Below are 1,369 nucleotides of genomic sequence, written 5' to 3' on the forward strand. Positions count from 1 at the left end.
AGTCGGCACCGCGCTCGCCCCAGCGCAAGCGTGCGTCCCCGTCGATCGGCCGACACGCGCTGCATGCGCATCAGACGCTACCCAAAACACCTCGGGATGACTGTATGCGGAAGCTGGAAAACACCCGACTCGCCATCGTGGGCCTCGGCTATGTCGGCCTGCCCCTCGCGGTGGAGTTCGGCAAGCACTACGACACGCTCGGCTTCGACATCAACCACGCGCGCATCGACGCATTGCGCGCCGGCCACGACCAGACGCTGGAAGTGGATGCCGACGAATTGGCGGCCGCTGCGCATCTGCGCTTCTCCGCCACGCTCGACGATCTGCGCGCCTGCAACGTCTATATCGTTACCGTGCCCACCCCGATCGATGCCGCCAAGCGGCCGGACCTGACGCCGCTGGTGAAGGCCAGCCAGACGCTGGCCAAGGTGCTGAAGCAAGGCGACATCGTGGTGTACGAGTCCACGGTCTATCCCGGCTGCACCGAGGAAGTGTGCGTGCCCCTACTCGCCGAGGGCTCCGGGCTGGTCTTCAACCGGGATTTCTTCGTCGGCTACAGTCCCGAGCGGATCAATCCCGGCGACAAGCAGCATCGCGTCACCGGCATCCTCAAGGTCACTTCCGGCTCCACGCCCGAGGTGGCGGATTTCGTCAATCGCCTGTACGGCTCGATCATCACCGCCGGCACGCACCAGGCCAGCTGCATCAAGGTCGCCGAGGCGGCCAAGGTGATCGAGAACACGCAGCGCGATCTCAACATCGCACTGGTCAACGATCTCGCGATCCTGTTCAACAAGCTCGGCATCGACACGCTGGAAGTGCTGGAAGCCGCCGGCACCAAGTGGAACTTTCTGCCGTTCCGCCCCGGCCTGGTCGGCGGCCATTGCATCAGCGTCGATCCCTACTACCTCACCCACAAGGCGCAGGAAGTCGGGCACCACCCGGACGTGATCCTCGCCGGCCGGCGCACCAACGACGGCATGGGCCCGTACATCGCCGGCGAGGTGATCCGGCTGATGGTGCGCAAGGGCATCAACCCGGTGCACGCACGCGTGCTGCTGCTGGGCCTGGCGTTCAAGGAGAACTGCCCGGACCTGCGCAACACGCGCGTGGTCGACATCGTGCAGGCTCTGCGCGACTACAACGCCACGGTGGACGTGCACGACCCGTGGGTGAACGCGGCCGAGGCCGAGCACGAATACGGCCTCGTTCCGCTGGCGGAGCCGCCCGCGGCTGCCTACGATGCGGTGATCGTGGCCGTGGGCCACCGGCAGTTCGTGGCGCTGGGCGCCGACGGCGTGCGTGCCTATGGCAAACCTTCGTCCGTGCTCTACGACGTGAAGTACGTGCTGCCGCGCGATGCCGTGGA

The 1,369-nt window shown here is 66.3% G+C and carries 1 protein-coding gene; it reads left to right on the forward strand.

What is annotated here, in order from left to right; genetic code table 11:
* Positions 1 to 104: 104 nt before the first annotated feature.
* A partial coding sequence (gene tviB / locus IHE49_RS18340; RefSeq protein WP_192160659.1) for a Vi polysaccharide biosynthesis UDP-N-acetylglucosamine C-6 dehydrogenase TviB occupies positions 105 to 1,369 on the forward strand: 1,265 nt, incomplete at its 3' end.

Source organism: Rhodanobacter sp. 7MK24, from assembly GCF_014842995.1.
In the GTDB taxonomy this organism is placed as follows: Bacteria; Pseudomonadota; Gammaproteobacteria; order Xanthomonadales; family Rhodanobacteraceae; genus Rhodanobacter_A.